The organism is Microcoleus sp. BR0-C5 (assembly GCF_036705045.1).
In the GTDB taxonomy this organism is placed as follows: Bacteria; Cyanobacteriota; Cyanobacteriia; order Cyanobacteriales; family Microcoleaceae; genus Microcoleus.
On the sequence record NZ_JAUBTR010000017.1, the window covers coordinates 79,965 to 103,344 of the forward strand.

The 23,380-nt window shown below is 46.6% G+C and carries 22 protein-coding genes; 7 read left to right on the forward strand and 15 right to left on the reverse strand.

Annotated features, from left to right (window positions below):
• The first annotated feature begins 83 nt into the window (after positions 1 to 83).
• Positions 84 to 236, forward strand: coding sequence for a high light inducible protein (locus QUB08_RS10980; protein ID WP_015179166.1), 153 nt, complete (start codon positions 84 to 86; stop codon positions 234 to 236).
• A gap of 210 nt (positions 237 to 446) precedes the next feature.
• On the opposite strand, the gene rpoD is transcribed toward QUB08_RS10980, so the two are convergent.
• The 4 genes from rpoD to trxB all read right to left on the reverse strand — a co-directional run bounded on the left by rpoD (position 447) and on the right by trxB (position 6,114).
• Positions 447 to 1,613, reverse strand: coding sequence for an RNA polymerase sigma factor RpoD (gene rpoD, locus QUB08_RS10985; RefSeq protein WP_333154257.1), 1,167 nt, complete (start codon positions 1,611 to 1,613; stop codon positions 447 to 449).
• A gap of 1,104 nt (positions 1,614 to 2,717) precedes the next feature.
• A complete protein-coding gene (locus tag QUB08_RS10990) occupies positions 2,718 to 2,918 on the reverse strand; it encodes a hypothetical protein (RefSeq protein WP_333224761.1) in 201 nt (66 codons plus the stop codon).
• Between the two features lie 540 nt (positions 2,919 to 3,458).
• The gene (locus QUB08_RS10995; RefSeq protein WP_333054802.1) at positions 3,459 to 4,343 is read right to left on the reverse strand and encodes an ABC transporter permease; all 885 of its coding nucleotides are present in this window, start codon (positions 4,341 to 4,343) and stop codon (positions 3,459 to 3,461) included.
• Between the two features lie 400 nt (positions 4,344 to 4,743).
• Positions 4,744 to 6,114, reverse strand: a complete 1,371-nt coding sequence (gene trxB, locus QUB08_RS11000) for a thioredoxin-disulfide reductase (protein WP_333224762.1) — start codon at positions 6,112 to 6,114, stop codon at positions 4,744 to 4,746.
• A 585-nt stretch (positions 6,115 to 6,699) separates the two neighbouring features.
• Between trxB and QUB08_RS11005 the strand changes: the two genes are divergently transcribed.
• Entirely contained in the window at positions 6,700 to 7,716 is a 1,017-nt protein-coding gene (locus QUB08_RS11005) for a methyltransferase domain-containing protein (protein WP_333224763.1), read from the forward strand.
• A gap of 42 nt (positions 7,717 to 7,758) precedes the next feature.
• On the opposite strand, the gene QUB08_RS11010 is transcribed toward QUB08_RS11005, so the two are convergent.
• The 3 genes from QUB08_RS11010 to QUB08_RS11020 all read right to left on the reverse strand — a co-directional run bounded on the left by QUB08_RS11010 (position 7,759) and on the right by QUB08_RS11020 (position 8,590).
• Positions 7,759 to 8,055: a type II toxin-antitoxin system RelE/ParE family toxin gene (locus QUB08_RS11010; RefSeq protein ID WP_333224764.1), complete on the reverse strand. Its 297-nt coding sequence runs from the start codon at positions 8,053 to 8,055 to the stop codon at positions 7,759 to 7,761.
• Positions 8,052 to 8,282, reverse strand: coding sequence for an addiction module protein (locus QUB08_RS11015; RefSeq protein ID WP_333224765.1), 231 nt, complete (start codon positions 8,280 to 8,282; stop codon positions 8,052 to 8,054). Before QUB08_RS11015 ends, QUB08_RS11010 begins: the two co-directional genes overlap by 4 nt.
• Positions 8,283 to 8,410: 128 nt before the next feature.
• Positions 8,411 to 8,590, reverse strand: a complete 180-nt coding sequence (locus QUB08_RS11020) for a hypothetical protein (protein ID WP_333224766.1) — start codon at positions 8,588 to 8,590, stop codon at positions 8,411 to 8,413.
• Between the two features lie 150 nt (positions 8,591 to 8,740).
• Here QUB08_RS11020 and QUB08_RS11025 point away from each other — a divergent pair, with 150 nt between their 5' ends.
• Positions 8,741 to 8,980, forward strand: coding sequence for a helix-turn-helix transcriptional regulator (locus tag QUB08_RS11025; protein WP_172186452.1), 240 nt, complete (start codon positions 8,741 to 8,743; stop codon positions 8,978 to 8,980).
• Between the two features lie 59 nt (positions 8,981 to 9,039).
• Here the strand turns inward: QUB08_RS11025 and QUB08_RS11030 are convergent, their stop codons facing one another.
• Together QUB08_RS11030 and QUB08_RS11035 are read right to left on the reverse strand one after the other, a co-directional pair.
• Positions 9,040 to 10,149: a diguanylate cyclase gene (locus QUB08_RS11030; protein WP_333224767.1), complete on the reverse strand. Its 1,110-nt coding sequence runs from the start codon at positions 10,147 to 10,149 to the stop codon at positions 9,040 to 9,042.
• 390 nt (positions 10,150 to 10,539) lie between these two features.
• Entirely contained in the window at positions 10,540 to 11,034 is a 495-nt protein-coding gene (locus tag QUB08_RS11035) for a DUF427 domain-containing protein (protein ID WP_333224768.1), read from the reverse strand.
• A 113-nt stretch (positions 11,035 to 11,147) separates the two neighbouring features.
• Here QUB08_RS11035 and QUB08_RS11040 point away from each other — a divergent pair, with 113 nt between their 5' ends.
• From QUB08_RS11040 to QUB08_RS11050, 3 genes are all read left to right on the forward strand, one after another.
• Entirely contained in the window at positions 11,148 to 12,416 is a 1,269-nt protein-coding gene (locus QUB08_RS11040; protein WP_333224769.1) for a GH25 family lysozyme, read from the forward strand.
• 492 nt (positions 12,417 to 12,908) lie between these two features.
• On the forward strand, positions 12,909 to 14,867 hold the full coding sequence (locus tag QUB08_RS11045; protein ID WP_333224770.1) for a cation:proton antiporter domain-containing protein: 1,959 nt from the start codon (positions 12,909 to 12,911) through the stop codon (positions 14,865 to 14,867).
• Positions 14,830 to 15,753, forward strand: coding sequence for a methyltransferase domain-containing protein (locus QUB08_RS11050; protein WP_333224771.1), 924 nt, complete (start codon positions 14,830 to 14,832; stop codon positions 15,751 to 15,753). The genes QUB08_RS11045 and QUB08_RS11050 overlap by 38 nt, the downstream gene beginning before the upstream one ends.
• Before the next feature lie 487 nt (positions 15,754 to 16,240).
• On the opposite strand, the gene QUB08_RS11055 is transcribed toward QUB08_RS11050, so the two are convergent.
• The 6 genes from QUB08_RS11055 to QUB08_RS11080 form a co-directional block, all read right to left on the reverse strand.
• Positions 16,241 to 16,840, reverse strand: coding sequence for a Uma2 family endonuclease (locus QUB08_RS11055; RefSeq protein WP_333224772.1), 600 nt, complete (start codon positions 16,838 to 16,840; stop codon positions 16,241 to 16,243).
• 79 nt (positions 16,841 to 16,919) lie between these two features.
• Positions 16,920 to 19,160 carry a phosphoketolase gene (locus tag QUB08_RS11060; protein ID WP_333224773.1) on the reverse strand — a complete coding sequence of 747 codons (2,241 nt, stop codon included), beginning with the start codon at positions 19,158 to 19,160 and terminating at the stop codon, positions 16,920 to 16,922.
• A 219-nt stretch (positions 19,161 to 19,379) separates the two neighbouring features.
• The gene (locus QUB08_RS11065) at positions 19,380 to 20,603 is read right to left on the reverse strand and encodes a COP23 domain-containing protein (RefSeq protein ID WP_333224774.1); all 1,224 of its coding nucleotides are present in this window, start codon (positions 20,601 to 20,603) and stop codon (positions 19,380 to 19,382) included.
• Between the two features lie 111 nt (positions 20,604 to 20,714).
• Positions 20,715 to 20,879: a hypothetical protein gene (locus QUB08_RS11070; RefSeq protein WP_333224775.1), complete on the reverse strand. Its 165-nt coding sequence runs from the start codon at positions 20,877 to 20,879 to the stop codon at positions 20,715 to 20,717.
• A 47-nt stretch (positions 20,880 to 20,926) separates the two neighbouring features.
• Positions 20,927 to 21,247: a hypothetical protein gene (locus QUB08_RS11075; protein ID WP_333224776.1), complete on the reverse strand. Its 321-nt coding sequence runs from the start codon at positions 21,245 to 21,247 to the stop codon at positions 20,927 to 20,929.
• A 119-nt stretch (positions 21,248 to 21,366) separates the two neighbouring features.
• The gene (locus tag QUB08_RS11080; RefSeq protein WP_333224777.1) at positions 21,367 to 21,975 is read right to left on the reverse strand and encodes a COP23 domain-containing protein; all 609 of its coding nucleotides are present in this window, start codon (positions 21,973 to 21,975) and stop codon (positions 21,367 to 21,369) included.
• A 682-nt stretch (positions 21,976 to 22,657) separates the two neighbouring features.
• Between QUB08_RS11080 and QUB08_RS11085 the strand changes: the two genes are divergently transcribed.
• Positions 22,658 to 23,263, forward strand: coding sequence for a hypothetical protein (locus QUB08_RS11085; RefSeq protein WP_333224778.1), 606 nt, complete (start codon positions 22,658 to 22,660; stop codon positions 23,261 to 23,263).
• Positions 23,264 to 23,380: the final 117 nt, after the last annotated feature.

Here is a 23,380-nt window from a genome sequence, read left to right on the forward strand (position 1 = left end):
TAATCACAAGCTTGCATTTTTTTCAAGGAATGTTATATTTATTTACATAAGCCTTACACAAGTTAACGAAAGGAGTTCGCACTATGCAAGAACAAAAACGCAACGCTTGGAACTGGGGCTTCAGCGAAGGAGCCGAAAATTGGAACGGTCGTTTGGCGATGATTGGTTTCTCTGCCGCTGTCATCATCGAATTGGTTTCCGGTCAAGGCCTACTTCACTTTTGGGGCGTGATGTAATTTTCTAGTTAAGGATTTTGTGACACTGCAAAGCTTGGGAGTTCCGTAACGGACTCCCAAAATTTTGACAGCGCGATTTGGGCCACAAATAGCCAATTGCTCCCTGCAGTTAGCCGCACAAAATTTAACAGCTATAGCTCAAACCGGGTCGGGGGGTTTCCCCCCCAAAAGAGTGCTAATCACTCTTTCGGGTGATGCTAAACAATTACTCTAGCGGATATATTCTTTCAAGATGCTGTTCCGGTTGGGATGGCGCAACTTCCGCAGGGCTTTAGCCTCGATTTGGCGAATCCGCTCGCGGGTGACGTTAAAGATTTGACCAATTTCCTCCAAGGTCTTCATCCGTCCGTCATCTAAGCCGTAACGCAGCCGCAGTACATCTCTTTCTCGGGGGCTGAGAGTATCCAAAACGCTTTCCAAGTCTTCCCTGAGCAAGTTTTTCGAGACTTGATCTTCTGGCGTTTCCCCGTCAGATTCAATAAAGTCTCCCAGACGTGAGTCTTCCTCTTTGCCGATCGGAGTTTCTAGAGAGATGGGCAACTGTGCGGACTTAGCAATGAACCGCAACTTCTCGATCGTCATCTCCATGCGGGTAGCAATTTCTTCTTCCGTAGGCTTGCGACCCATTTCCTGAGACAGGAGTTTGGTCGTTTTCTTGATCCGCGAAATGGTTTCGTAAAGGTGAACAGGCAGGCGGATAGTGCGGGATTGGTCGGCAATTGCCCGGGTGATGGCTTGACGTATCCACCAAGTTGCGTAGGTAGAAAACTTGTACCCTTTTTCGTGATCGAATTTTTCAGCGGCTCGGATCAGACCCAAAGAGCCTTCCTGAATCAAATCTTGGAAAGACAAACCGCGATTCATGTATTTTTTGGCGATCGATACCACCAAACGCAGGTTTGATTGCACCATTTTCTCCTTGGCCCGACGGCCGACGTGGAGTCGGTGACGGAATGCAGGAAGTGCCATATCTACAGCATTAGCCCATTCGCTGTCTTTGGGTTCGCGGTTATACTCTTCGAGCAGTTGTTCTCGAACTCGCTCTAATTCCAGCAAATCTGCAATCTTGCGTGCTAGTTCAATCTCTTCGTCAGCTCGCAGCAGTCGAATCCGACCGATTTCTTGCAGGTAAAGACGAATAGAGTCTTCAGTATAATGCTTTTTCTTTGCCTGTGCCCGACGGCGGGCTTTGGCGCCTTTGCCAGATTTAGGGTCGTCCTCAGATTGAGAGTCTAAGAATTCTTCTCGATCGTCTTCTTCGTCGATAAAGAGTTCCAACTCGCTCTCAGGTAGAACGCTTTCGGCGCCCCGAAGCAACTCGAGTGTTTCCATTTCCGGTGTAATTGTGGTTTCGAGTACGGTGTTAGCCTGGATCATGCCGTCTTCCTCATGCTCCTGAATTAAAGAATAAATAACAGTGGAATAGTGTCTGTTTGTAGTTTAGACAAGTTAGCCAGTATTGACATTCCCGGAGGAAAAAATAGTGGGATTTTCGGTCTGCTAGCTGAATCTGTTACCGAAACTGCACCTGTTTTATGAGTCACGGTTCGAGTTCTGGTTTGAAGCAGCCAGCGCATTCAATTGATCGCAGATTTTAACATCGCGACCTTGAAGTGAGCTTGAGGCTTTTTCTTTCGGAGCGAGTTACCACATCATCTGCGATACCTTGCCCCCAGAAGCAAACCATGAAGTGCGATCGTTCGCTCTTCCAAAAATACTGGCTTTTTTACTCGGTACTTCGAGCTTTTACCCGTACAAGTTTTCCTGCACGGAACCCTCTAACTTTTGTATTCGAGGTGTCGAACTTTTGATGCCTTGCTTTCACTCTGGTTGTCAGACATGACAGTTGCACGGCAAATTTTCGCCACCTTGGATGCCGGTCTGCTGCCTCAAATGCAACAGCAGAGGGTTGAAGCACCAAACGGGGAGAATCGGATCTTGCCAAGACCTTTCCGATTGTAGCCTTTCTCACAAAAAATGGAAGTTGTTTTCCATTGTTTGTCAAGAACTAGGAAAACTCTGTCAGCTTAGCTTGACAATACTAACTCATGTCCGGCTCTGCTAAATCCTGAGAACGGCCCGCAAAAACTTTGGCACGATCGAACGGCGCTGTTTTCTGCGTATATCTGGGTGAACGGCTGCGGCGTAGTTGGCCAGACAGTTAGCAGACAATTTTTGAGTTGCCCAAATTGGGACCAATACCATCCGTGTAGATACACCCATCATTACCCTGTTTCCCTGAATTGAATCATACGCAATCTGCGATTGAATAAAGCTCGTAGCTTTAGTTTTAAGTCGGCAACTCTGGATTAGAGACCGACTCTGACCCCAAATGAAGCGTTGCGGGTTGAGTAGTGCAACAGGGGCTTTCATTGTTAAGTTAGCTCAAATCTCAGAAATTGGCTTTAATTTTGACGTTAAATCACATTAAGTTCTTAACGTCACATTCTTATTTAAGCAGTTCGACACGAGTTTGTCGCGTCAGTGGCAAAAACCACCAGGATAAATTCTACTGAGAGTTAAGCCACCGCGCCACTCTCGGCTGCGGACTTCTCTAAATTTTTTGGCTTTCGGTTCGCACTTGCGCGATCGCACGCTCACACAAACCATACAATTCGACATCTCCCGGAAGTATAACTTCACGATTCCTTTAAATATATCGTGACAGTGTGAAGATTCCATAAACCCCTTTAATTAAATTTAGATAGCATTCCCGAATTGTCTTGATAATTTCAAGCGGACGCAAAAAAATCCCAGCGGACGTTGATGCAACTGCCTGCAGATGATAACTCTGCAAGGGAAGGAAAATTTACCCAGTTAGCGATGTGCTTGCTATTGTGAGAGAATGCCTAAACCGCAGGATGCGCTTAAAGATGTGGAGCGGTAGGACGCTGGTGCGATGCTCAAAATTTTGTTATTATTTACAGCGTGTCATCAGAAAGCACAGAGTCGCGCTTTATCCTCTACTGGGGTTTAAATTATGTGGCTTGACCGTTAGGGGATGAAGCTATCAAGAAAAATTTCCGCTCCCGGTCTATATTGACAACCCAACGAAGGTTTACTAGAAATAATTCACCTTATTGAGAGAAAGATTTAGTAATTAATCGGGTCAATATTACCATCTCTTTATAGCGCGCGTTTGTAGTCAGGGCTTCAGTTTTTTTATATTGCTGAATAAGCACTAAAGTCCTGACTGCGAACTTAATTTAACCGCGAGACCGATTACTGCTGATTCCGCAGGCGAGGGTTAACAAACTCGTTTAATCCTTCCCCCACCAAAGACAGTCCCACCACCATTAAAGTCATCGCCAAACCGGGAAACAAAGCTGTCCACCAAATGCCGGTAGGTAGCGCATCTAAAGCTAAACGCAAGTCGTGTCCCCATTCGGGAGTTGCTTCAGGAAGTCCTAATCCGAGAAATCCCAAACCTCCTAATGTTAAAATTGCATCGGCAGCGTTGAGCGCAAACAGCACGGGTACGCTCTGAATCACATTCAGAAACAGGTAGCGCGAAAGCACTGTCCAAGTGTCAGCACCCATTGCTCGCGCAGCTTCGACAAACAATTCGGTTTTGACGCTGACGGTGTGATTCCTGACGACGCGGTAGTATTGAGGGATATAGGAAATGCTCAGGGCGATCGCAGCATTCAAAACTCCTTTCCCCACTACAAACGCTAGGGTCAAAGAAAGTAGCAGCCCCGGCAAAGTATAAATTGTATCCATTAAAAATAACAACACCCGATCGAGCTTACCGCCCAAATAACCGCTAACCAAACCCAGCGGCACACCGATAAACAAACTCAAAGCAGTGGCTAAAATCACTACTTGCCAAGCCGCGCGAGAAGCAAACAGCGTGCGCGAAAACACATCGTAGCCGCTGCGGCTAGTACCAAACCAATAATTCGCCGACGGAGGTTCGTGGATGGGGTTACTCAAAGCTTCGGTAGGATTTTGCAGCCATCCCCAAGCTTGCATAGCTGGAGACAAGGTGGCTACCAATATAAACACGGCAGTTATTGTCAAACCTGCCCACATCATTTTCATTGACAGGCTTGACGGTGAGGCACTGTTGAGAAATCGCGGCAGTCGGAGGCGGCTTTGAGCCATAATGACGATCGACCTATATAAGACTTTTCGATTTTAGTAGCACTCAGGCGCAAAAACCCGGAACAGTCAATCGATTTTCGATTTTCGATTTTCGATTGACTTGCGCGAGATAAATACGGGGGCTTGAGGATTTTCGATTTTCGATTTTGGATTGATTCCACGGATAAATCACGTGGCGGGTACCACCTTTGAAATTCCTGGTCAAAAATCCTCTTTCTCATTCGCCAAACACTCGCGACAAACCGGGTTTTTTCGCGCGATGGGGCTAAAAAAAACCCGATTTCCCCCCTGCACGGGACTGGCGCGCAGGGGATAAACCGGGTTTTGGGCAGGTGGGACGCAAGTTGAGTTTAGGAAAAATCTCTCTGAGCGCACCTCAAATCTAAAATCGATCGAATTCCTACAAATTACTGGCAATTAAGTCGCGGTACTGGCTTTTCGGCTTAACTCCTTTGAGCTCAGCTACCAAATCTTTGTCTTTGAAATACTGAATCGTCGGCGTACCAATCACGCCAGCATTTTCAGCAATTTCTGGATCTTCTTCGATGTCAATTTCCACGTAGTGGATTTTGCCCTCGAACTCATCTACTACTTTGCTCAAAATCGGCTTGAGGCTGTGGCAAGGCCCACAACTCGGAGAGGCATATTTGACCACAATCAGTCGATCGCTATCGTGGAACAACTTCCGCAAAGCATAACCTCCTTCGTGGCGCGTGTCTTGGATATCAAAGTTCTCGCTGGTTTTGCGTACTTTTGGAGCTTCCGGCGCTGCTGTGGGTTGCTCGGATGCCTCGGTTTGATGGAATTCCTGCGTTAAACCGTTAACTGACAGCCAACGTTCTGCCAGCATCGCCCCCATACAACCGCTACCGGCAGCAGTGATTGCTTGGCGAAACTCGTGGTCTTGCACGTCTCCGACGGCGTAAACTCCCTCGACGCTGGTTTCTACCGAACCGTGTTTGGTGGCGATATAGCCTACTTCGTCGAGTTCTAGCTGACCTTGGAACAGTTGAGTGTTGGGAGTGTGACCGATCGCGTAAAACAATCCTTTCACCAGCAAATCGCTCTCGGCGCCGGTCTCGATATTTCTAAGTCTCACCCCGTCCATTTTGCCGCCCGCTTCGCCCAAAATATCCACTGCTTCGGTGTTCCAGTGCACGGTAATTTTGGGATTGCTCAGCACTCGGTCTTGCATGGCTTTACTGGCGCGCATCCGATCGCGCCGCACCAGCATATGTACGTGAGAGCCGTATTTTGTCAAATAAATAGATTCTTCCGCTGCTGTGTCGCCCGCGCCGATTACAGCTAAATCTACTCCTTTAAAAATTGGGGTAGCGCCGTCGCAAATCGCACAGGCCGAAATGCCGTGACTCCAAAATACGTGTTCGCTAGGCAGCCCCAGCCTTTTCGCCGTCGCGCCTGTAGCGATTACTATCGTGTGGGTTTTAATTTCTCTGTCTTCCGATCGCACTGTAAACGGACGCTTGGTCAAATCCACCGAAATTACATCTTCTGTGTATAATTCGGCACCCCAGCGCACTGCTTGAGCTTTCATCCGATCCATCAGTTGCGGCCCGGTGATGCCTTCGGGAAAGCCGGGGAAGTTTTCGACTTCTGTGGTGGTCATCAGTTGACCGCCGGGGATGCCTCCCATTTGGTAGCCTTCAAAGACTACGGGTTTCAGGTTTGCCCTCCCCGCGTAGATGGCTGCTGTGTAGCCTGCTGGGCCTGAGCCGATAATTACTAGGTTTTCTACGGTTTCGTTGGTCATAGCTATTTACTTAAACTCATAACGACTTCGTTTTACTAATTCTAGCAGAGTTCGATCGAGTTTGGTTGGATGCCATTGTGCGATCGACCACCTGTATCTATATCTTGAGGGTCGATCGGTCTTCGGGGCAATTCCAGCTACTTTAATAAGCAAAAACAATCTAAAAGTCGATTTAGTTTTAAATGTTCGATCTATTTTGACCCCTCAATTCTTAAGAAAATCTAAAGACGACCGAAATTATTGACTTCATTCTCAATTATTTTACCTATTTACTTGCTTTGAGGCTTGTGGTACGATTTTCACAATCCAGGGGCATTATGACTAATTTACGTTTTTGACGCTGAAAGCTTTTAAAATCGTAAAATTAACGAACTCGCAAATGTAATAAGTACAATTTTTTATGCAAAATCCGCATTTAATGGTTTAAGAATTGTAACGGAGATTTTGCCAGTTTTGACAAAATACAGTATTTGTGGTAGGCAAGGTGCGATCGGGGGAAAATTAGAAGGAAATTTTTAACCGCTTTGGAAGCACAGGCGGGACGCCCGTGCCACGATAAACATAGAATTTTGTAATTGTGTCTAGATGGATAAAACCAAGATATTGTTTGTGTGCAGTCAGAATAAGTGGAGAAGTTTGACTGCCGAGAAGATATGCGAGAATGTTAGCGGCTACAGTGTGCGATCAGCGGGAACGGAAAAAGGTGCAAGAATTAGAGTAACTGAGGGTTTGCTGGGGTGGGCAGATTTGATATTTGTGATGGAGAAGAAGCATGGCGATCGACTTCGCAGCAAATTTCCCGAAAGTCTCGAAGGTAAACAGCTTATTTGCCTGCAAATCCCAGATAATTACAAATACATGGAACCGGAGTTAGTGGAGCTTTTGCAGGCAAAACTGGGTTCCTATATGGAAATGCCCGATCGCGAGATAAATTTTATGCAGCGAGTTTTGGAACCGGAAGTGATGGATTCCTTGGAAGAGGCGATCGAATACGATTCGATGGACTTTACTGAGGTTAATGCTGCTTTTGCTCAGAGTGCTGCGGTGTTGGGGCCGGTTTTTGGAAACGTTTTGGATGCGGGGACGGGTACTGCTAGGATTCCGATCGCAATTTCTCAACTCCGGCCAGCATGGAAATTGACTTGCATTGATTTGTCGGCAAATATGCTGAAAGTCGGGGCCGAAAATGTGGAAAAGGCAGGCGTGCGATCGCAAATTAGTCTCGAATTAATCGATGCTAAAGCCATGCCGTATCCAGACAGTTATTTTGACATGGTGATTTCCAACAGCATTATCCACCATTTGCCCGATCCACTGCCGTTTTTGCAGGAAGTCAAGCGGGTGTTGAAGCCGCAGGGAGCAATTTTTTTGCGGGATTTGCTGCGGCCGGAAAAAGCGGAAATCAGGGATAATTTAGTCAATCTGTATGCGGGAGATTGCAACGCGCATCAGAAACAGTTATTCAGCGATTCGTTGCAAGCAGCATTTACGCTGGATGAAGTTGAGGAGATGCTCCAAAATGCCGGGTTGGATGGGTTGAGGATTTATGAATCTTCCGACAGACACTGGACGGCGGAGCGTGCTTGGTGCGAGTCTTTGTAGGCACGGGACGATCGCCCGATATATCTCCTATTCATAAAATTATTAGACTCGTGACTGCCAAGTTTTCGGCTCTCGCTTGCTGTGAAATATCCCGAGAACTACAATTTGCTCCGGTTCAACACGGTAGTAAATTAAGTAGGGAAACTTTCGCACGACAATCCGCCTCATTTCTTGGAAAACAATTGAGTAAGCTTCTGGCGTCGCGCTAATTCGATCGAGTGCTTCTTCTACACGATTGAGAAACTCTACTCCTAGTCCTGCACTTTGTTGCTCGTACCAATCAACAGCCTCATCAAACTCTTCCTGTGCAGCCGGACGCAGGACAATAGAAAGGCTCACTGTTGCAACCTCGCCATTGTTCTAGCTTTTACTTGTTGCCAAGAAATAACCGCATTGGGGTTTGTTTCGTGGTCTAGCAGGCGGCGAGATAGTTCTATCCTTTGAGATTCGGTTAATTCAAGATGTTCGGGATCGGCGCTTATGCTGTCCCATATCGCTTGTACTAAGCGAATTCTGTCATTAACGCTCAAACTAATAATTTCTGCAAGAGTACCAGCGAGATCCATAGCTTAAAAATGCGTCACAGCTAAATACTTTTCCACATTTTATCGCAAAGATTGCTGGAAAGGAGCGATCGCACCTCCCCAGCTATCCGCCGTACCGTTGCGCGATCGCTTCCAAACTCAAAACTAATTTACGAGCGAGAGCCCGGATCGAACACGACTATTAGGCGAGCTTCCGGCAACAACTGTCGCAAAATGCGGATCTGACCGTCTGCATCCGACCAACTGCGAAACCGACCCACGACGCTTCTTTGTAAATTGGGAAGCAGGCGAACAATAATCCAGGAATTCAGACGCTGTTTGTAAGGCATAATCGATTCATGCTCCTTTCCAAAGGGGTATTAGAGCCAGTCCTTGTACTTTCCACGGTTCTGGACTGGCTATTAAACATATTGTCTAATCAATTTATTGTTTAGTCAAGATGCTTAAGCATCTTATATAAAAAATGTGCGATCGAGGATATGCCGAAAAAGCCCGTTCCGCGACCTGAAGATGAAGAGTCGCATTTGAAGAAGCTCAGGGAAGAACTGGAGATGAGTCAGGAAGATTTGGCGCGAGAGCTTGGCGTTTCGTCGCAAACAATCAGTCGTTGGGAGTTGGGGAAGAATGTGCCGACGTTCACCGTCAAGCAGATGAAAGCTTTGGAGAAATTGCTGGCTAGCATCGGGAGGTCGATCGGCGATTTGCCAGACAATCTGTGATCGAAACCATTAAACAAGCCCACGGATAAATCCGTGGATCGCTTTTTCCAATCTAAAATCTAAAATCTAAAATCTAAAATTACTCGATCGCGCCCTCGGTGTTTAGCTTGATAAAGCGAACGGTCTGCCGCTGCAATCAGGTTTTCCTGGGAAGTTTCGGGCTGAGGAAGCGTGTTCGCTACCCCCAAACTCAGCGTCACGAAAGAACACACCGCTGAATTAATGTGTTCGATTTCTAGTTCTTTTACCCAAACTCGAATTTGCTCTGCAATCCAAACAGCTATTTCAGACGAAGTGCGGGGTAAAATTACCGCAAATTCTTCACCTCCGTAACGAGCTACCAGAGTCTCCCCCGAAACTGCGCCTGCTGAGTAATGTACAGCCTCAACAATAGTTTTGGCTACCTGCTGCAAGCAAGCATCTCCCGCCTGATGTCCATAAGTATCGTTGTATGTCTTAAAAAAGTCAACATCGCATAAAATCAAAGATAGTTCTGCTGCTGCTTCTCCCAATTCTTGCCATTTTTTATGTAAGTATTCGTTAAAACAGTGGCGGTTGGCAATCTGAGTTAAGCTATCTAAGTTGGCAAGGCGATACAATTCGGAATTAGCTGCTTTTAATTGAGAATTAGCTGCTTCTAACTCGGATTGCGTGAGCGATAAATTGTAATAAAGTTCGCTCATAGACCAAGTAGCTTGTTGGTGAATTTGGGATAAAGCTACCCAGAGTTGATGCACGTCTAACAATCGGTAAACTTGAGGTTCTAACTGCACAACAATCGGCTCGTAAAGCAGTTCCGGCGGTCGCTGCACGGAGCGCTGAGCAGCCATGACAATTAAGGCTACTCCAGGTAAAATCAAAATATCGGTTTGAGCTATTTGATACAAGGCTATAATCGGTCTGCAAGCAAATATATCTACTCCGTAAGGGCGGCTCATGCGTTCCATAAATCGCCGACGCGATATCATCCCTAAAAATTCCCCATTTACGGTCAAGATAACTCCCGGAAGCAGCGGGTGAGATTGAAACAACCGAGCTACTTCTTTGGCGAGATATGAGGAGTCAACCTGAAAATTGAAGAGAGCCAGATCCTTAAGGGTAGACTCTAAAGATAAATTTTGGGGTAAGTTTTCTGCCGAGTTAGACGGCTCAATAAATTCAACAGACACAGCGCAGATCCGAATAAACAATAAACCAGCAACAAAGCTAGTGTCAGCTCTTAAATTATATAATTATTTATTTATTACCAGTGTCCGTATTTTTTACTACACTATTTCTTAAGAATGGAATAAGCTGCTGCCTTAGTTTTTGCCCTAGCTGCATTGCATTGATTCATGCTCACTAAATTACAGATTTATTGAATTATTCTGGATTTTTTACGATGGGCTTTTTACGGCACAAAAAAACGATCTCGGCGCCATTGCTCAACTCATTGACGGTGCATACAAACTCAAAAAACCTGGTTTTTAAACCAGGGTCGAGGCTGTAACCAGGTTTTGCATAAAAAAACGTGGTTTCTGCCCCTGTTCTCAACTCAAAACTCAAAACTCAACCTTCCCTCACCACCCCCAAGTTCCTGGCCCTCCCTTAAACGGGCCGACAATATCTTTGGTAATCCAGCCGCCGTAAAAATCCCCTGGTTGAGATTGCACTAATTCCCCGTCCACATAACAGGCATCCATCTTGCTGGGATAAAAAGCCACATAATCTTTAATAGCTGCAAAAACCTGATTAGGATTGGAATAAAACCAAGCCGCATTGACTACTTCTTTCGACTCTACCGTCACAGTGTAATAACCGGCTTGTCCCTTCCACTCGCACCAAGAACCCCGTAAAGTTTTGTGCAAATATTCTATTTTGATGTCATCGGGGCAGATATAGTAGGCAGGAGGGTGACTGGTCTCCAATACCCGCTGAGGACGGCGCGTGTCGGCGATCGTCACTCCATTAAAAATTATCCGTACGTGTTTGGTCGATTCCTCAAGCCGAGGGGGACGCGGGTAATCCCAAACAGACTCTTGACCAGGGCCGGGCTCTATTCGATCCAAGTTCATGTGCACCATCTCCCTTCCAAAAAAAACAATTAGCGACTTAGCATTACAAATTAATGTACCCTTAATCGAGTCGCTGCTTCAGAGCAAACCAGCTTTTCTCAACTCTTGGTAATATGAGTATTCGCGGTATAGATGTTTCCGACTACCAGCCCAATGTCAATTGGCAAGCAGTTGCCAGGGATGGTATTACCTTCAGTTTTGTCAAATCGACCGAGGGTGCAACGTTCGTTGCCCAAAGTTTCGCTCGCAATTGGGCGGCGATGAAAGCGGCGGGGATTCAACGCGGTGCTTACCACTTTTTTCAACCTGCAAGCAGCATTCAAGGACAAATAGACTTGTTCTTGAAAACTGTAAAACTCGAAGCGGGGGATTTGCCGCCAGTCTTGGATATGGAAACTACAGGCGGTTTGAGTGTGGATCAATTGTGCGATCGAGCCGCAATTTGGTTAGAAGCAGTTGAAAAAGCCACCTTGATGCGGCCGATTATCTACACTTACCCCGCTTTCTGGGATAATCTGGGGACAAAACGGTTTGCCGATTACCCACTGTGGATTGCTCACTATACCAATGCTGAGGAACCTTGGGTTCCCGGCGGCTGGAAAACTTGGACTTTTTGGCAATACAGCGACAGCGGCAGCGTCTCCGGCGTATCGGGCAATGTAGACACCAATATTTTTGAAAGCGTCCGAGAAGGCGCCATAAGTTATAAAGTTGCAGACATCCAGAGGGAATTAAGAATTAAAGGTTTTTATCAAGGCGCGATGGACGGTAAATTTGGAGCTACCACCACAGCGGCCCTCATCTCGTTTCAGAAATCTCAAGGTCTCAATCCAGACGGCATTGCAGGCCTCAAAATCTGGGCCGCTTTGATGCGAAAATCTCCCAAAGTAGTTGTCCCCCCTCCAGCCCCGACACCAGTCCCGCAGCCGACTCCCACTCCCATATCAGACGTGCGGCTGACTCAGATATTTTCGTCTTATCAAGCTAAGGCTAGCCAAGATACTGCCTTAATTTGGCTGCAAAGTCAGGTTCCTCCCTCTGTTTTAGGGGCATTTGCTCAAAAATGGCGGGCAACTACCTTACCTCAAGACAGTAATTTGCGATTGATAGATGTGGGCAAATTTTATCGCGGTTTAGCACAACAAGACCAAGCTTTAGATTGGCTGCAAAAACAAATTTCTCCGGCTATTATTACCGAGTTTGCACAAAAATGGCGCTCTCAATCTATTGTCACTAATTCTCCGATTCGGCTAATAGATGCGTGCAAATTTTATCGGGCAGCACCCCAGCAAAACCAGGCTTTAGATTGGCTGGAAGGGCGAATTTCCCCGGCCATTCTCTCGGAGTTTTTTCGCAGGTGGCAGAATGCCAGTCGATTATAGATTATAGATTATAGATTTGAGATTGACTCTACAGAGGAATCTTGAGATTTGAGATTTTAGATGGCAACTCTACTCTAAAGATGAGTCTGAGGGCGATCGATTTGAGATGTGAGCTTTTTGATAGGAGATTGACTCCACAGATGAATCTGGGGTTAAAAGGCTCTATAATGGAAAAGCTGGCAAATCTTGCTATTTGAGATTGGAGATTGACTCCCCATCAAAATTCGTCAAATCCTCTCCCTCTGTGCCCGCATCCCCATCGGACTCTCGAACATAACAGACAATCTCTCGCTTAGCTACAGCTAGCTGCCATCTTTGACGCCAAGAGAATTATCTGATAAAGTTATAGCGACTATCAAGGTTTTTTAATCTTATTGGGAAAAATCCAGGGCCGTGCCGAGTTTGTAAGCTGCGCCGAAAATAGCGCCTGCACTCCAATTACCCGCGATCGAACATTTAAAACTAAGCGGGCAGCCTGTAACAATTATATCTATGGAAATCCCCTTTAACATCACCATGTTGATGGTCATGACCGTCATCTGTGGCATCAGCGCTCAAGTTCTGGCCGCCTATCTGAAAGTTCCGGCGATCGTATTTTTGCTGTTGTTTGGCATTTTAGCCGGCCCAGACTGCTTGGGAGTGCTGCACCCCAATCTGCTGGGCAGCGGTTTGGAAGTTATGGTATCCCTTTGCGTAGCTTTAATTCTGTTTGAAGGCGGCTTGAATTTGGAATTGCGAGATTTGGGCAAACTTTCCGGCAGCATCCGCAATTTAGTTACAGTAGGCACATTAATTACGCTAATTGGCGGCGGAATGGCCGCACACTGGTTGGGGGAATTTCCCTGGCCGATCGCATTTTTGTATGCTTCTCTAGTAGTCGTCACCGGCCCGACAGTAATCGGCCCTTTGCTCAAACAAGTCTCTGTTGACAAACAAGTCGCCGCCTTGCTAGAAGCAGAAGGCGTTTTAATCGATCCTGTCGGGGCAATTCTGGCGGTATTGGTGCTGAATATTATTTTAAACGGCAATGCTGATTTGGTGGTTTTGTTCCGAGATTTAATCGTGCGGCTTTTCGTTGGCGCAGTCATCGGAGTTGCGGGCGGTTGGTTGTTGGGATTCATTCTCAAGCGATCGCAATTTCTCTCAGAAGACCTCAAAAACTTAGTAGTTTTAGCCGGTTTGTGGGGATTTTTCGGCTTAGCAGAAGAAATCCGCAGCGAATCGGGACTGATGGCAACAGTTCTATCCGGCATCGTCCTCAGAGCCGCTGCTGTGCCGGAAGAAAGGCTGCTGAGGAGGTTTAAAGGGCAACTGACAGTCCTGGCTATTTCCATGCTGTTCGTGCTGCTGGCAGCCGATTTATCCCTCGCTAGTGTGGTCGCCCTCGGTTGGGGAAGTTTGTTTACAGTTTTAGCTTTAATGTGGGTAGTGCGGCCGATCAATGTTTGGTTGTGTACTTGGAACAGCGGACTAAATTGGCGACAGAAATTATTTGTTTGTTGGGTAGCGCCGAGGGGAATTGTCTCAGCGTCGATCGCATCTTTATTTGCAATTTTGCTCACCCAGCGGGGAATCAACGGTGGCGACTCGATTAAAGCCTTAGTTTTCCTAACAATTATTATGACAGTTTTCGTCCAGGGACTAACCGCCGGCCGGATCGCTCAACTGTTGGGCATCACCTCAAAATCGGCAACCGGTGCTGCAATTGTCGGGTCAAATCCTTTGAGCAGATTAATTGCTCGCTTGTTTCAAGAACGCGGAGAATCAGTGGCAATTATCGACACAAATCCGGAAGCTTGCGAACAAGCAGAACGAGAGGGTTTGCGGGTGTTTTTGAGCAGTGCTCTCGACCACAGCGTGTTAGAAGAAGCCGGACTGGAATCGATGGGAACTTTTTTGGCAATGACTAACAATGGCGAGGTAAACTTAGTGTTAGCTCAGCGAGCAGCCGAAGAGTTTGCACCGCCGAGAGTTTTGGCAATATTCCCCAAAGATCCGCAAACAAATACGCCTGCAAATCAGGCTAAAATCAATCAAGCTTTTGTCTCCGATTTGTCGCTGAAGGATTGGAACGAATATTTGAGCGACGGCGAAGTAAAATTGGGGGAAACTGAGTTAAAAACAGAGGGCTTGCAGTTTCAGATTGCTCACTTGCAAGCTTTGGTTCAAGCCGGGGAGTTAGCGCCGCTGCTACTGGAAAGGCAGGGGTACTTGCAAGTAGTGTCGGCGACCCAGATTTGGCAAGCAGGCGATCGAATTATTTATTTGCTGTACGATCCGACACCAAAATTGTTGAAAAGATTGTCGGGTTCGTCCCAGTCTCGTTTGACTTTGGAAAAGCATCAGGTAGTTGAAGAAGTGCCCATTCCTACTCCGGTTTTAGAGCAGGTTTTGGAATCAGCGGAAATAGCAAATGATGCTAAAGTTTTACAGCCACCAGTTTCGCGGTAAAAGCAATGATTTTATGACAGCAGAAGGTTCATATAAAGCAAGCACGTACAATCTGGAACTTGACGCAGAAATCCAACGGTTAAAAGCTCAAGTTCTCCTCAGTTGGGAAAAGGAAGCGCGCACTTTAAAGTGGTTCGGTTTAGCCGACGGGATGAATGTTTTGGAAGCGGGTAGCGGGCCGGGATTTTTCACCGAAAAACTATTAGAATTGCTGCCCAACAGTTCAGTAACAGCGGTAGAAATTGACCCGGTACTGCACGAAAAAGCAGTAGCATATTTACAGGACAAAGGGGGCGAACGAGTAGATCGCATCCAAGCATCGGTTGGGGATACTGGTTTGGCGGCTAACACTTTCGATTTTGCGATCGCCCGTTTGCTGTTCGTTCACCTCCCAGATCCCGTCGCAGCAGCGAGAGAAATATTCCGCATCTTGAAACCGGGCGGCAAACTGGTGATTATTGATAGCGACGCGGATCTGTTTTGGCTGACAAATCCACCTTGGTCAGTCGAGATTGTCCGGGAGAAATTCAAGCAGGTGATAGCATCGCGGGGCGGCAATTTATGCGTCGGGCGAAATCTGTGCCGCATTCTCAAAGAAGCTGGGTTTGTTAGCGTTGATTTAGAAGCCGTTGTCAGCCACAGCGATATAATAGGAATTGAAGCGTTCCAACCCTTACTTGACTCCGGGCCCATTTTGCAAATGGTCAAACAAGGGTTGATTTCAGAGTCAGAAATAGAAAGCTATCTGGTTTCGCGGGATGAGTTTGTAGCTGCGGGCGATCGATCGATGATGAGTTTTTGGTTGATGGCTTGCGGGGAAAAAAGCAATAAAATTCAGACAGATATTTCACACAATATTGATGTCCCGTCGCAGCACAACCTCTAGCACTCTCGCTATATTCCCAGCCAACAAAGCAAACTTATTTAACAGCCAACCAGGAAAAGTTCAGAATAAATTATCCCCTCAGCATTAGGTTAAAGCTGCACGTATGGCTCTAGAATCCTATCATATCAAATCCGGTAGCATCGTCGGGCGTCAAATCTACTCAACAGCCAAAAATCAAGGATCGTGCAACCGGACTCGATCTAATCCATCTGCGTTAATCTGTGTTAATCTGCCCTCATCTGCGGTTAAAAAAAGAGAACTTATTAACCGCAGATGACAATGGATTGACGCTGATTCACGCAGATGAAGGAAGAGAGATAGGAATAATTTAGTAACTTTACACCTACAAGTCTAACCAATCGTTGGAGTTGAGCGCGCAAAGGTTGTTTGTGAGAGCCAATGGTTGTCGGTCACATTTTACCTTAACCAATCAAGTCGTTAGCGAAGCCCTCGTAGACGATCGCACTTTTTACCAACTCCTCAGCATTCAACCCCCTTGCCGAACCCCATTAAGAAACTCCGTCCTTGCCTCAATCCTTGAAGGCATTAAAACGCAACGTACCAGTAATTCTAAATCCAATTCCGGCAAAAACTCACTTCTTGAAATTTGCTCGTAATCATCCTCGCGCAGCCGATAAACAGCAAGCCGATTATTTTCCCAAAACCAAACTTCAGCAATGCGAAGTCGCAGATATTTAGCTAGTTTATTTGTACTACCGCTAGTAATCGTTACTTCCACGGCTAAATCGGGATGCTCTTTTCTTGAACCTATATAATAAGACTCGTCTGGTTCAAATGATACATCTCTTGCCCGATCTCTGCGAGTTGCACTCCCTACAGGAAAGAATTCAATTCCGAGTTCAAAAAAGTATGCTTCCACTAATATAGCGATCGCTTTTTTAAAGCTTTCATGTGCTTCGCCCAGTGTCATAAACTCGATCCACCCATCAAGATAACTTATCCGTAAACCAGGAGAGTCGGCCATCAAAGATTCGATCGCCTCAAATTGCTCCCAAGTATAATAACCGGGGAGAATCAATCGCTGTTCCGCAAGCGTACCTATTTCTTCTAAAAGTTGTGCAGTCACAAGTATCACCATCCTATTTTAAATATTACTAGCCCCTACCCAGCACAAACCAGGCAGGGGCATTCACTCACATTCTAACTTAATGAACTAGCTCGATCGCCCTTTTAGTCAACGCCTCAGCAGTCAACCCATTAAACGCCATCAACTGACCAGCACTAGCAGTAGTTTCCCCCCGCTTCCAAGCGAAAGTATCCCGCTTGCAATTGCTGCGGAGCATCACAGGTTCCAACATCCCAGAAGCACCGCCTGTCACGCCAATTAAGGCATCTCCGCCAAACAATTCGGCAAATTTCTCATCGCTCAAAAAGCCGCCGTCAGCTTCCGAACAAGTATCCCAAGCAACATCGCTAGCACGGTACAAACGCCGGGGATTCACAACAGAAACAATCCGCACTCCAATCCCTTCTGTTTCCAAAAATGCCGCCGCTTCAAACACTGGCATTAACGTCATGTCGCCGACAACTGCAAACACAACTTTCTTGCTCCCTCCTTGATTGTGAGGAGCTTGCGGGGAATCGACTTCGTGCAGAACTATTGCACCGTCTTGCAAGCCTTGGCGAGTCTGTTCAAAAGTAGTGCGAATTGGCAGCGGCGACTTGCTTGCAGTAATCACAACTCCCTTATTTTTAGCAGTCAAAGCCCACTCATAACAAGCTTGAATGCTGTTAGCATCCGGTGGAAACAAAGGAAACACATTTCCGTTCCGCATCATCGCCGCAAAATAAGCCTCAATTTCCGGCCGTTGGTGCGTCCAACCGTTGCGGCCTTGTTCCAATGCACCCGCTGTAAATAAAGTGACAGTTGCCGGAGTTGGACGGCGCAATTCTGCCATTGCTTGGGTTACAGTTTGCCAAATTGGTAAACCATTGATGGCAAAAGATTCGTAGGAACACCACAAACTCCGCGCTCCGAATAGCGATAAACCTACAGCTAAACCGGCGCAAGCATCTTCGCTCAAAGGTTCGTAAACTTGACCGTTGGGCGATTGATTGTACAGGTCATCTGTCGTTGGGTGAATAATTTTGAGAGCTTGGTTGATATTGGCAATTGCCGATGCTTCGTTGCCGTCAGCATTAGTCACAAGAAAAGTCCGATCGCGCTCGCCAACTTTCCCTACCAAACGCCCCATTGCTGTTGTCGAAATTTTCGGTTCTCCCCCAACTGCAAATTCTTCTAAAGGTAATTCGCCTAAATCTGCCAGCGGCAATGTAAACTCAGTAACAACTGTTTTCGCCGCCGGCCCGCCGCCCGCACGCTCGCAATTTGTCCGCACCAACTCCCAAGCAGCAGCAGTCAAAGCGCGCTCTTTTAGAGCACTGATAATGTGCGGAGCATCCAGCGTATCTTTCGGATAAAGGTTGTGAGATTTTGCTCCGCGCGCGTGGACGCCGGCACCTTTTAACTGTTTGATAATAAACGCAGTTAATTTGCCGCCGAGAGCAGATTTTGCCGCTTTGTCAACTCCTTGTAAAACAGATTTGGTAAATGCCATCCGCTGTTCGAGCGAAAAAGCAGTGCTGTCAACATAATCTTCCGGTTGATTTTTATCGTCAAATTCCTTAGCATCAACTAAGATAACTTCTTCAAAACCGTTACCTTGCCAATAAGCAATCATTTCAGCATTAGTTTTAGTCGAAACCATGCTGTGATGTTCCTGAGAATATCCGTTCCAAACTAACACTGGCAAAAAGTTAGTAGCTTTGGGATAAGCAGTGTGGAAATGCGCCATGCTGCTCATCGGATAAGGTTCGCCCATGCCGCCGTCGCCCATTGTGAAAGCAAACAGTTTGTCGGGGTGCAAAAGTGCTCCAGCCATTGCGAAATGCTGCCCTTGTCCGAGGGGGCCTGCCGGTGCTAAAAGGCCGGGAATGAAACCGGAAAGATGTCCTAATAAACCGTCTTTTTCTCGGAATTTATCGCGCACTTGCTGCACGTTAACAATTCCCATATCCTCCAAAGATCGATCGAGGAACATGGCGCTGTAAAATCCCGGCGCGTGATGGCCGACTTCGGTGACAATGTTCTTGTGTCCGAGCATCACCAAAGCGGCATAAGCCTCAGCTTGGCTAGCAAAACCCCCCGGATGTCCCGATGCCTTGCTGGCGGTGACTTGCAGCGTCAGGTAGCGCAGGGCGTCTGCTCCCAGCATCGTTTGAAAGACGGCGACGGGATCGGCAGGATCGGCGATCGACTTGCTCCCCTCGGCGATCGCAGGTGTTTTCCCATAAGTATCAAAACCAGGGACTGTTTCAGAAAAATATTGAATGCCTTCGCAAAAAGCGGGCGTTGTTGACGTTGCCTGCGGGGTAGTTGCTGTCATGCTTGATACCTGAAAAATTTGAGTTAGATTAATGTAAGAGTAATTTTATAGCTTCCGTGTTCCAAAAAATCAAGAGTTCTATTATGTCAGTGATAAATAAGTAAAATATGTCAACTTTTCAGCTAATAAGTAGTTGTTTGAGAACCCCGACTTATTTTAAAAAAGTCGGGGTTCTGTGTTTACCCATTACTCATCCCTCTAAAATCTTAAATCCCCAATCTAAAATTGTTCCAGCCGTTCCCGGACATCGATATACAGCACAGTACCGCTTTCAGAAAGAGAAGGCACAGCCTTTTGATTCCGCAGCCAAACAAAAAAACTGCTAAGTGCAGGAGTCGGATCTTGATCGCGGCGCAGCGTGTAGATCAAACCTTCGCAAGGCCCATTAACGCGGCTAGTCGTGCAAATCGCTTTCTGGTTATTTACAATACCCACAGTTACATAATTTAGCTGTTTATTTCGGTTATAATTCTCAAGGCGCTGAGTCACTTGTTGGCAGCGAGTTAGAGGATCGTAACCCGAACTAGAAAAGAAATTAGAATTCCAGCGAATCCAAGGCTCCCTGAACCCTTGCGGATTTTGATACACAGTCACCGGCTCGCCCGTGGAGGTATCGCATACAAATCCTCCATAAGCCCGATTCGGCTGGTTTTGACTAGAGGCGCTGCTGATAGAAAGATTGCTGAGAATATCAAAGCCGTTACGCTTATTTTGTGATAGCAAAGTCATAAAAGCATCGATCGGGATTGCCGCATTTAACCCCGTTTTTATCTCCTCAATCTGACCGTTCCACTGACTCATAATTGTTCCAACAGTATCCCCCTGGCCGTGAATTCCTATTACCCTGCCATCAGCATTAAATACAGGCCCGCCGCTCATCCCGCGCCTGGTTACAGCTTGGTAGCGCAGACGATACCCTGATGAGGCGCTGCCCAAGCGAGAAGAGATGATACCAGTAGTAAACTCAAGTTTTCGTTCAACTCCCGAAATTGGCAGCGGATAGCCAGAAACGTAAATAGCAGAACCAACAACAGCACGTTCTGACTCGCCCATTGGTGCTACTGGATACTGTTCTCTGCTCTGAAACTGTATCAAAGCCAAGTCTATATCCGTGTCATTTTTCGGTAGGCGCTGTATTCTAATCGCAGCATAATCCTTTTCCAAATGAGTGCGAATGCTGTATTTTTGAGCGAGGCTTGCCACCACATGATTAGCTGTCAGAACCGTGTAAATATTACCCTGTTTGGCAATAATTACTCCCGATCCACTAGCAAAAAAACCCAGCGTATTGTTGACTTGCACAGTTGTCAAGGTCGCTAGCTGGGCAATTTCTTCGGCTGTTTTGGCACAGGCAGCATATGGTTGGCTGACAACCGCCGTCACTGTTAATGCACCTGTCAAGATGATTGTCAGCGCGTCAAACCGCAAACTCCACACATTCATCGATAACTCCCTAGATGAAACGAGGCGAACTGCCAATATATACTAATCGGAATTCCCCAACTGGATTTAACCATTTTCTCCAATAATTCCGCTGTTGATTCACTTCCATCTTCATTCTTCATAGACGCCAAAATTTGGATCTCGATACTTGCCCCTACCGTTAATCCCAATCAAGAAACCTTTGGCATTAAAAATCGGGTCGCGACTCATACCGATTTTAACCTCATTTGTATAGCCCAACCTATAACCTTGAGGCAAAGATTTGAGTAGCAGCACCGAAACGAAGCCCGCGTCAATCGATTTTAGATTTTAGATTTTAGATTTTAGAGGCGACCCCACGGATAAATGCTCTTTCTTGAGGATTTTCGATTTTCGATTTTGGATTGACTTGCGCGAGATAAATCACGTGGCGGATACCACCTTTGAAATTCGTGGTCAGCGAAACTCCCAACCTCAGCACCTGCAGGAAAGCCCACTGCCAGCATTGCCTCAGACACCGATCCGGGTTCAAGCATAAATAGTGCTAGTTTATACTCGATCGCGCCACGAAACAGAACGATCGCCCGCTCGGTATAGCCCAGCAGCCTCGGAACTCCTAGCAGTGGGTAGAGGAGGCCGTCATCGGTGACAAGTCCGATCGCCACAACCTGCTAGTTAGTCAGCACCGTATAGGTTTGGCCCTGCTTCTGGGACGATCGTCCCAGAAGCAGAAGATATTCTCGTCGGGATGCGTAGCGCTGTTTGACGCGCCAAATTTTCCACCTCAATCCTTGGAATTGGTGATGGGATGGAAAATTTGCCAATCTTTAAGGCTGTCCGAACGGTGGGGAAAAGGGGGTAGTTGCGCCTCATCATCCATGTTTTCCCCTAGCTTTTTGCTGACATCAATGTAAGGAATATTACTGGCTTCATCAAAAGACGGCATCCCGACATATCCTTGGCGCCAAGCCAACAAATTATACAAAGAGCCGATCGGGTCTTGGCCGGGTCTGAGGGTATAAATCAAATTTTGACACCGCCCATTGACTTGATTCGCCGTGCAGATGACGTTCTGGCCGTTCATTTGGCCCGCAGTAATGTACTTAAGCATTCGTTGGCGGCGATAGGTTTCGAGGCGTTGACTCACTAATTGACACCGAGTTGCCGGATCGTAGCCAGAACCGGAGAAATAATCGGAAGTCCACTCAATCCAAGGCTCTACAGCACCTTGAGCGTTTTGGTACACCGTCACCGGCGCACCGGTCGAGGTACTGCACCAAAATCCACTTTCCCCCGATGCTCGCCGACCGTAAGTCGGTCCAGAAGCAACCGTCAGGCCGCTGAGGGCGATGGCTGTTGCCACCAAAACTTTTGTCAATAATTGCTGTTTCATGATTTTTTCCCTGTGTTTTATGAGATTCGGCACAAAAATCACCGAATGCTGCGATAACACCCTTGACACGCTTGTTCGTTACAACTCCGCTGACTTGGAAATTATGTTCTTCGCGACTTGACCAGAAACCAGTTTTTTTTACGAAAACACTTCGTTGCAGCCCTTATGCCTGGTTAAAAAACCCGGTTTTTTTGCTCTTGATGCGTAAGTTTTGATATTGTTCGCGACTTGCACGTTTCCTCTAACGGCGATTTCGGCGCTGTTAAAAAAAGCGCTCCGAAGCCGACATTAAAATGCGCGCGCCAGTCGGAATTCTGTCCTCATTACTACTAATCCAGCTCGGGCTGTCGCAAACCGGAAAGAGGCTCTTTACCTCAGATATTGGAATGGCTCGAATTGCAAGGGTACATCACACTTAGTGACACGATATTTGATATCACTTACGTGCTCGGTCGCGAGCTTGATCTGCTGAGACAGGTAGACTCCTGGGTTACTGCACTGAGGGGTAAAACCCATCTTGCGGGAGCTAACACTAAAATCCAGGTATTAAAAAGAACTCTTAACTTGTTTTCATCTCCGTACTGGGGGAAATACTTCTAAGTGAGTGTAATCAGGGTCTAAGTGCTTTCTACCACCAAAATTCACCCTCCATACACTGACGTTTAGTGGAGTATTAAAAACTATGAACCGTATCTGCAAACAGTTAGGATATTTAGGCGTTTGGTTAATTTTGATAGGCGGTAGCGGTTGTTCTAGCTCAGATGCAGCTACCTCAACCGAAAACCAGAGCCAACTCTCCCGAAGCGCCCCTGGGTTCCAACACCTACAGCTAACGGGAAATCAAATTGAGGCTCGATCGAGTCAATTAACGCAGCCTTCTAACTCTGTTGCCTTAGTTTTAGGCAGTGCGGCCGTCTCAGAGAATACTGTCACCGTTACCGTGTATAAGGTAGACAATCTGTGTCAAACTCTGAAGCCGGAAACAGTGACAGGCCCAGACAACCAGTTAATGTCATTGGCTGTTAATGAAGTGTTAAAGCAGCAGATTTTTGATAGTCTTGGTTTGGTTGGTTATCGGCTCAGTATGGATCGCAGCCGGGGAATAGCTACCGTGGATCTGCGAGCCTCCGGAAATTCGCGGCAGAAATTGCAAAATCTGTCGAGTTGTCAGATGTTAGGTTTGTTCGGCGGCGTGCGCCAAACTTTAACCAGTTATGCTCCTTGGCAAATCAAAACTGTGCGTTTTACAGAGCTTGGAGAGGACATTTTGAACACGGTTAAAGAATAAGCTATTAAAATTATTGGAGATGGGACTTACGCAATTTTCCCCTTAAAAACAAGGGTTGGGAGGGATTGAATAAACCTTCAAACCATTTGAGGTTTTTTGATGCTGCTAAGTCCTGTG